Source organism: Arsukibacterium sp. (assembly GCF_033722355.1).
GTDB lineage: Bacteria > Pseudomonadota > Gammaproteobacteria > Enterobacterales > Alteromonadaceae > Alishewanella.
Map to the genome: position 1 here is coordinate 1 of NZ_JAWVZF010000128.1, position 8,164 is coordinate 8,164.

Annotated in this window: 8 protein-coding genes; 3 read left to right on the forward strand and 5 right to left on the reverse strand. The window is 47.7% G+C overall.

All coding sequences use genetic code 11. From position 1 onward, the window contains the following. A partial coding sequence (ccoG, locus tag R3177_RS11160; protein ID WP_318971107.1) for a cytochrome c oxidase accessory protein CcoG occupies positions 1 to 1,055 on the reverse strand: 1,055 nt, incomplete at its 3' end. A gap of 148 nt (positions 1,056 to 1,203) precedes the next feature. Here ccoG and R3177_RS11165 point away from each other — a divergent pair. Continuing rightward, the gene (locus tag R3177_RS11165; RefSeq protein WP_318971108.1) at positions 1,204 to 1,569 is read left to right on the forward strand and encodes a hypothetical protein; all 366 of its coding nucleotides are present in this window, start codon (positions 1,204 to 1,206) and stop codon (positions 1,567 to 1,569) included. 27 nt (positions 1,570 to 1,596) lie between these two features. Continuing rightward, positions 1,597 to 2,019 (forward strand): DUF3010 family protein, encoded by a 423-nt coding sequence (locus R3177_RS11170; protein ID WP_318971109.1) that lies wholly within the window; start codon positions 1,597 to 1,599, stop codon positions 2,017 to 2,019. Between the two features lie 30 nt (positions 2,020 to 2,049). On the opposite strand, the gene R3177_RS11175 is transcribed toward R3177_RS11170, so the two are convergent. The 4 genes from R3177_RS11175 to R3177_RS11190 form a co-directional block, all read right to left on the reverse strand. Beyond that, the gene (locus R3177_RS11175; RefSeq protein ID WP_318971110.1) at positions 2,050 to 2,361 is read right to left on the reverse strand and encodes a replication protein RepA; all 312 of its coding nucleotides are present in this window, start codon (positions 2,359 to 2,361) and stop codon (positions 2,050 to 2,052) included. After that, complete coding sequence (locus R3177_RS11180; protein WP_318971111.1) at positions 2,348 to 3,046, reverse strand: division plane positioning ATPase MipZ; 699 nt, start codon at positions 3,044 to 3,046, stop codon at positions 2,348 to 2,350. The genes R3177_RS11175 and R3177_RS11180 overlap by 14 nt, the downstream gene beginning before the upstream one ends. Positions 3,047 to 3,254: 208 nt before the next feature. Further along, positions 3,255 to 4,016 carry a peptidylprolyl isomerase gene (locus R3177_RS11185; RefSeq protein ID WP_318971112.1) on the reverse strand — a complete coding sequence of 254 codons (762 nt, stop codon included), beginning with the start codon at positions 4,014 to 4,016 and terminating at the stop codon, positions 3,255 to 3,257. 94 nt (positions 4,017 to 4,110) lie between these two features. Beyond that, positions 4,111 to 6,150: a DNA topoisomerase III gene (locus R3177_RS11190; protein WP_318971113.1), complete on the reverse strand. Its 2,040-nt coding sequence runs from the start codon at positions 6,148 to 6,150 to the stop codon at positions 4,111 to 4,113. A gap of 168 nt (positions 6,151 to 6,318) precedes the next feature. Here R3177_RS11190 and R3177_RS11195 point away from each other — a divergent pair, with 168 nt between their 5' ends. Further along, positions 6,319 to 8,163: a hypothetical protein gene (locus tag R3177_RS11195; RefSeq protein ID WP_318971114.1), complete on the forward strand. Its 1,845-nt coding sequence runs from the start codon at positions 6,319 to 6,321 to the stop codon at positions 8,161 to 8,163. Position 8,164 lies beyond the last annotated feature (1 nt).

Consider the following 8,164-nt stretch of genomic DNA (forward strand, 5'->3'; position numbering starts at 1 on the left):
ACCAGCAAGACAACAAAATAACCGACCAGTTTAGGCCGCAGTATTCTGGTGGGTTTGCCTTTCAGACTGTGTTCGGTGGTATAACTTATCAGGCCAGGCGGATAGCCCATTTTTGCCATCGTGTCATCACAGGCGTCGATACAGGCGCCGCAGTTGATACATTCGTATTGCAGACCATTACGAATATCGATACCCGTCGGGCAGACATGCACACAGAGATTGCAGTCAATGCAGTCACCCAGACCTTTCTCTTTATAATCTTTGTCTTTACGACTGCGAGGGCCCCGTGCTTCACCGCGCTTCTCATCATAAGTAACGGTAAAGGTGTCTTTATCAAACATCGCTGACTGAAAACGGGCGTATGGACAGATATGGGTACACATGATCTCCCGCATCCAGCCTGCGTTACCATAGGTACACGCCGTAAAAAAAAGTACCGAGACCACCGCCCAGAAACCGGCCTCAAAGGTAAAGAAGTTAATAAACAAGGGCCCAACCGGAGTAAAATAGCCAACGAAGATCAGCGCCGTTAACAAGGCAAACGCCAGCCAGCAAAAATGAGTGAGTGCCTTCTTGGCGAATTTTGATACTGACCAGGGCGCCTGATCCAGGGTCATCCGCTGATTGCGGCTGCCCTGAATTTTTTCTTCAAACCACATAAAAATAAAAGTCCAGACTGATTGCGGACACAGATAGCCACACCATACCCGGCCATAAAATGCAGTAACAAAAAATAATGCATAGGCTGCAATAACAAAAATCCAGGCCAGAATCGTAAAGTCCTGCGGCCATAAGGTCAGCGCAAAAATATTAAATTTCTGTTCACCAATGTCCAGCAGAATCGCCTGACTGCCGTTGTACTGGATCCAGGGCAGCAGCATAAAAAGCACCATAAATACAAAGCCCATATTGCGGCGCAAACTCTGATGCAAGCCTTTGACAGAGCGAACATATATCCGGTCACGTGACGGATACTTAGCCTGGTTTGGTTGCTCCGGCGTATAGGTTTCAACCTTTACCGGGATATTTTTAATGTCTATGCGGTTGTTATCCACTGCTACCTCTTACCCGCTGCTGTGCTGGCGCTAGTATAACAGCCCTGACAGCAGAATATTTGATATAAAATAAGCCGCAGACCAGCAGATGCGTCATTGCAAAAAATACTTTACAATACCCGCTGCGATTTTTGAGGTGCGCTATCAGATGAAAAAGTTTTTTTGGCTGGCTGTCATTATTTTATTGCTCCTGACATTTTCTGATCATGAGTTACTCAGACCCTACCGGGATCAGCTGTATGGTTTGATTTTGGATAATGCGCCAAGCAGCGGAAAAATGTCCGACGAGCAGGCCATGCGGCAAATTCAGAGAGAGTTTAATAAACTCAGTGCAAACTGGGGTGAAGGCCAGCAACAGCAGCTGAATAAAGCGGCAGCATCTAAAGAAAGCCTGATGGTTTTCCATCGCCGTTACTGTGTAAATGGTGATTTTAATCCTATTTTATTTGGCGAACCTTTACGGCAGAGTTGCAGCATTATTGACAGCCGGATGGAAGCACTGACCAGCCCTTAAGCCGGCACAACATTATTGGGATGAGTTATGCGTGTATGTGGAATTGAAATTAAAGGCAGTGAAGCCATTTTATGTCTGATGGCATTAAAAAACGGTTTATTTGATTTACCGGAATGCCGGCAAACCCGCTTGACGTTAACTAATGATAAAGACGCAGCCAGCATGCAGAAATTCCAGTTTAATCTGGCAAAGCTGATCGAAGACTATAAAATTGAGCAGTTGGTGATTAAGGAAAGACCACAAAAGGGAAAATTTGCCGGCGGTGCCGTCGGCTTTAAAATTGAAGCCGCTATCCAGCTTATTGCGGCTTGTCCCAGCGAGATACTCTCGGCAACGACTATTAAAGAAAAACTGAAACAGCATCCGCTACCGGTGGATTTTAAAGATACTGGTTTAAAAGGTTTTCAGGAAACGGCCTTTATTGCCGCTTATGCTTTCCTGGCCAGATAGTAAACTGGCTGTTTTACCGATAAAACCGGCTCAATCTGAGCCGGTTTTATTTTTTGACGCTGGTACTTGGGTCAGCTCAAATTGGACTGCCTGCGTTGCTCTGAGAATTAACCGGCGGATCAGCTTCGACTTGGCTTCTCCGGTTAATTCACTAAGTTCATTTAACGCCGCTATTGCCTCCTCGCTCAGGGTAAAGGTGGCATGACGCATCGGCAACCGGGTAGTGTCATCTTCTTCAGGTAATTGCTTGCGCAAACTGACAATACGCGGCAAGCCCAGCGCATAATTGTTAGCGTCTTCAATAAACTCTTCAGCTGTAAAAGCCGGTTTATTTGACTGCAAACACTTTTTCTTCAGGTCGCTTAGCCCCATCTTCTTGTATCGCCTTCATTGCCAGAAGTTCTTCAATAATTGCCCGGATTTCGCTGGCGGCTTTACCATCACCATCAACATCCATCACTGACAAACCTTTTTCTTCACTGTCATCATAAATATTCCGGCTATACGTAATATTTTCTAACACCCGGATATTAAAAGATTTGCATACTTCTTTCGCGTCCATAATCCGTGGTGCCTGATTAGGTAATGAAGGACATTGGGTCATAACGCAACCCACTATCATATCGGGATTAACGACATTGCAGGCACTTACCAGATCTTCCAGATGTTCCAGCGTTTTTAAATCACGCCGCTTCGGACGAAGTGGAAACAGCACATGGCTGGCAACCACCATAGCCGAGCGCAGTGCCACGCTGTCCTGGCCGCCACAGTCAACCACAACGACGTCGTAATGCATTTCAAGGCTTTTCAGTTCATAGCGGATCTTGCCATACATCTGAACACAGTTAATCCACGGTAAACTGGCATCCATATGCCGCTCCTGCACCCAGTCAGACGTTGTGCGCTGTGGATCACAGTCTACCAACATTACATTGGCTTGCTTCTCACGGGAAAAATATACCGCGATATTCTGAGCCAGACAGCTTTTACCGCTACCACCTTTTTCGCCACCTACTAACACTATCATTTACGTCACCCTTATATAAAGCAACAACATATGGTTGAACTATATTAAGCACAAAATTAAGTGTAGGCGAGGAAAAACTGTTGTAGGGGGTTTTGAGCAGAACTAATTGATATAAATATCAGTTTTTAATAAAAATCAGTTACTAAAAAAACGAAAAGGCGCAGCAATGCTTGCCGCGCCAGACAGAGGGCAGGTCACTGCAACCTGTTTAACGCTGACGCCGCCACCATAGTAAGGAGCCGAGCAATAACAGCGCCAGACTGCTAGTGCCACTGCTGGTCTCGGGTTCCGGCAGCAGCGTGTTCGGCACAGGATTGAGGCCCGCAGCAGTATTTGGTCTGGCATCAACCACGGTAATGCTTTCGACAATTACCATATTGGTGCTGTTAGGCGCCACGTTGTTGGCCCGGTCAGTTGCAGTATAATTTCGAAGAGGCAACCCCTGCAGACCGTTGAAATTGTATGTCGGTAAACTGGCAATCGCCATTACCACTTCCATGTCGGCAGCGCTTATCTGACCAAAAACACTGTAAGCTCCTTCAACGATATCCAGTTTCGGGCTGCCTGCACTATTATCAGCCAGGTTAATAAACCACTGACTGGTTGCGCTGTTAGGGTTACCGGGTAACTTTGCCATGGCAATAGTGGCCCGGACATTGGACAGCTTAGGCTCATTAACAATAGCGGCATTCGTCTGTATTGGTGTTAGAGGTAGTTGCTGTACAAAGCGAAATCCGCCGCCCTGAATAATAAAACCCGGCACCGAGCGGTGAATCACCGTCTGATTATAACGACCGCTGTTAACATAATTTAAGAAATTCTGAACTGTTACCGGTGTCGTTTCGTCAAACAAGTTAACTTCAAAATCACCAAGACTGGTTTTTACCTGTACGATAGTTGCAAATGCCTGCTGGCTTAGCAACAGCATCGTGGCGGCAACCACTGCTGAAAAAAATGTAGGTTTACTCAAGGTGTTCTCCTGCACAGACTATTATAAAATTAAGTGCAGTGAGGATAATCAGCTAGAACCCAGGTTACCAGCGCTATTACACTTATTAACTAATTCATACAGTTGTCGTGTAATTCTGCCTGGCATTATCGCCATTTGCCGCAGCGCTTTTACGATAGCCGCTGGGTTTCCGTTCAGGCCTGTTGGCTGCTTTTTTGGCTGCCCCCCTTTTTTTAGCAGTTTTGCCTGACCACTTCACCGGGTTACCTTTACCTAAACCTACCGGCGTTACGTTGCCCGCCTGGCTGATTAAGTATTGCAAATGCTCAGTTAATGGCTGCATAAACGCCTGATAGCTTAGCTGTCGCTGGCAGATGTCATTTAATGCGGCCTCCCACCGGGCGGTCATGTCAGGTAAACCAGCTTCAGCCGGTAACGCGGCGATTAACGCTTTGCCGGCCATTGTCGCCCGAATATGTTTGCCTTCCCTTTGCAGAAAATGACGCTTAAACAATAATTCAATAATACCGGAGCGCGTTGCTTCAGTGCCTAACCCATCGGTGTCTTTCAAAACCTGTCTGATCAGGGGATCCTGAACAAAACGGGCAATTCCGGTCATGGCGCTTAATAAAGTGGCATCTGTAAAAGGGGCTGGCGGCTGAGTGTTTTTTTCGATTAGCTCACTGCCCCGGCAAGTTAACTGCTGTCCTACTTTAAGTTCGGGTAAGCTTTGTTGCAGTGGCGGTTCATTTTCGCCGGCCTTTTCAGCACTGTTATGTCCGTTATGGTCATTATCAGCCAGTAATACTTTCCAGCCAGGCGCCTGTTGCTGTCTTGCTCTGGCAAGAAAACAGCCACCGGCGAGCCGGAACTCAGCTTGCGTATCAGTAAAGCAACAAGCAGCATAAAACTGCATAAGGTACTGCCGGGCAATCATACGGTACAGCTTTTGTTCTGTTGCTGTCAGCCTGTCTGCTGACAAAGTTTTAGCCGTGGGAATAATGGCATGATGAGCCTCTACTTTATCGTCATTCCAGGCTTTACTTTTCAGCTGCAGATTTGCGCCATTAACTGCTGGCTGTAATGCCGGCATCGTTGCTGCTATGGCCCGGGCCACTTTGTCCGCTTCGGCCAGGTGGGTTGCCGGCAGATAACGACAGTCGGAACGAGGATAGGTTATCAGCTTATGCCGTTCATACAGTTGCTGACAACTGTCCAGTACTTGCTGTGCTGTTAAACCAAACGCTCTGGCAGCATCAATTTGCAGCGCAGATAAACTGTAAGGCAGCGGAGCATACTGTTTCTTATGCTGCTGTCGCAACGCTGTCACTTCAGCTGGCTGGTCTTTGATTGCCTGCTGAACTTTCGCTGCCAGTGCCCGCAACATTACCCGGCCTTCGCTGTCCTGATATGGCGCGCAGGCCGCGCTAGGTTGCCATAGCGCTTTGACAATCGTACCGTTTGCAGTAAGCAGCTCTGCCTGTACCTGGTAGTAAGTTACGCTGCTAAAATTAGTAATTTCCTGATCCCGCCTTACCACCAGGCCAAGTAACGGGGTTTGCACCCGGCCTACCGAAAGTACCCCCTGATAACCAGCGGCCTTGCCCCGCAGGGTATAAGCCCGGGTCATATTTAAACCGTACAGCCAGTCGGCCCGGCTACGGGCAAGTGCAGAGGTGGATAAGGGTACAAACAGCTTATTGGGCTGCAGCTTCTTTAGGGCCTCGCGAATAGCAGCGACGTTTAAATCATTAATTAATAAACGCTTTACATTATCACGTTTTGCTGGCGATATCTTGCACCAGGCAATAACTTCATCCACTAGCAGCTGGCCTTCCCGGTCCGGATCACCGGCATGTATCAGCTGATCTGCCTGCCTGATGAGCTTCTGCAAAACAGTAAGCTGCTGCTTTGCCGATTGTCGCGCTTTTAACTGCCATTCTGTGGGAATAATGGGTAGATGCGCTGCCTGCCAGCGTTTATAATCTGGGTTGTAGTCTTGCGGTTCTGCCTGCTCCAGCAAATGGCCGACACACCAGCTGATAACGTCACCGTTGGCCAGGCGGATACAACCGCTATCTTTTTGCTGTGGTTTGGGCAGGGCAGCCGCAATCGCCAGCGCCATACTGGGTTTTTCAGCAATATAGAGAATCATAGCTGCCGCCTGAACTGTATAAATTAACAGTAATTTAGTTGGTGTAGCAGATAAATGCAAAAATTATGTGATAAAAATTTAGTTTTTGCCTAAAAAAGACTACAGTAAGCTTCTTAGGCTGTTTAAAGTTGTACTGCAAAATCAAAGTAGTGAATCGGATGTGTAACAATGACCCAATATAGTGAAGTCAAAAAGATCTGTGATGAATTGCAGCAAGCGGGTAAACCGGTGTCGCTTGATTATCTGTTGGCGAAAGTATCTGGCGCTCAGGCAAGTTTAGTTGTGCATTATCAGAAGTGGCGAAATGAACAGGCCACCCGTATCCCGACAGCGGCTGAAACATCCTTTAGTGAAGATTTTATTGCGGCTTTTCAGCGAGAAGCACAGCAGCATGCCAATAAACAAATAGAGCAACTGAACGAGCAGTTAGCACAGGCTATTCAGGCGGAAGTGCAGGCTGCTGAACACAATCAGCAAATTCAGAAAGACCTCGAACAGTTACAGCAAAAGCGTTCAGAGCTGGAAGTCAGCCTCGCTCATCAGCAACAGCAACTGGCTGTGCAGGCGGAGAAATACAGTGCCGTTAAGGACGAGCGTGATCAGGCATTACAGCATGCAAAAAGTCAGCAGCAGGAACTGGCTGAATCCAAACAAATTCAGGAACAGCATCAGATGCAGCTGGATCAGCTGCATAACGAGCTGGAAATTGCTGCTACTGAACGACAGCAAAGTGAACAGAAACTTCAGAAAGAACTGGCGCAAGCTGCTGACGAGCTGCAAAAAGGCCAGCAGCAACTGCAACAGCTTCAACAACAGCTCACTGACATTAATACCAAACTGGCTGACAGTGAACAGGCTGCAGCCAAAGCCGCTGATGAGCTTAAAGCCCTGCAGCAGATTAACGAGCAATTGCAACAGCAAATACAACTCCAAAGCGAGCAGCACGCAGAGCAATTAACCGAATTACAAAACCAGCTTGCTGCTGCCAGTACCGAGCATCAGACACTGCAGGACAAACTGGCCAATGCTCTGGCGCTGGAGCAGCAACTGCAGGATCAACAGCAGCTGAATCAGCAACAACGCCAGGAGTTAGAGAATTTAAAAGCTGCCACCAAAAAGTACACGGCTGAACAGCAACAAAGCAGCAACGAAATTGTTGAACTGCAGACAATGTTAAGTGAGTTCGAAAATAAACTGCAGCTGGCAACTAAAACAGAAATGCAAGCCATTGCGCAGAGCCGCAGACTGCAATTGCAACTGGATCAGTTGCAACAGACGCAACGGGAAGGAGGCCATGCGGTTGCTGATAGTGGCCAGCAGGCAGCGATTATTGCAGAGCGCGATAAAGCATTACAGCAGGTTGCTGAACTGGAAGCATTACAAGCCAGCCTGACAGAAGAGCGGGACGCGGCGCTGGATCAGGTTGCTATCGAGCAGAAGCAACTGGCCAAATTGCAGAATAAGCAACAGCCGGATAATAATGCGGAGCTTGAAGCAGCTCTGGCTGCTCAGCAACAACTGGTTGCTGATCACAAAGCTACACTGGAAAGCCTGAAGGCTGAGCGGGATGCCGCGCAGCAGGAAGCAGATTCGCAGCGCAATCTGGTTAGCGAACTGCAGCAACAAATTGATTCGTTGCAAAAGGCCCAAAGCGAAAATGGTGACAGCCAGCCTGATTTACAACAGCTGGTTGATCAACTCCGCGCCAGTAACAACATGATGAAAGAGCAAAGTTCCATCACGGCTAATCATCAGGCTGAACAACGCGAAACCATTAAACAGCTGCGTGATGAATTGCAGCAGCAGCGTGATCAGATGCAGTCAATGCTGCTGGATAAAAACAGTTGGACGAAGCAAAAGCAGCAGCTGGAAGAGCAAGTCAGTTTTGTTAAAAGTAATGCCACAGCCACTATTGAACGATTAACCCGGTATCGGGAGCAGGCACAGGAAAAAATCGAGAAGCTGGAGCAAAAACTACGCGAGCAGCAAAAAGACTCTGCCCAGGCGCATTAAG

What these genes read in the sequence shown, in the direction of transcription:
- R3177_RS11165 (WP_318971108.1), top strand. Translation starts at nt 1,204, where the DNA reads ATGAAAAAGTTTTTTTGGCTGGCTGTCATTATTTTATTGCTCCTGACA.
- R3177_RS11170 (WP_318971109.1), top strand. Translation starts at nt 1,597, where the DNA reads ATGCGTGTATGTGGAATTGAAATTAAAGGCAGTGAAGCCATTTTATGT.
- R3177_RS11180 (WP_318971111.1), bottom strand. Translation starts at nt 3,046, where the DNA reads ATGATAGTGTTAGTAGGTGGCGAAAAAGGTGGTAGCGGTAAAAGCTGT.
- R3177_RS11190 (WP_318971113.1), bottom strand. Translation starts at nt 6,150, where the DNA reads ATGATTCTCTATATTGCTGAAAAACCCAGTATGGCGCTGGCGATTGCG.
- R3177_RS11195 (WP_318971114.1), top strand. Translation starts at nt 6,319, where the DNA reads ATGACCCAATATAGTGAAGTCAAAAAGATCTGTGATGAATTGCAGCAA.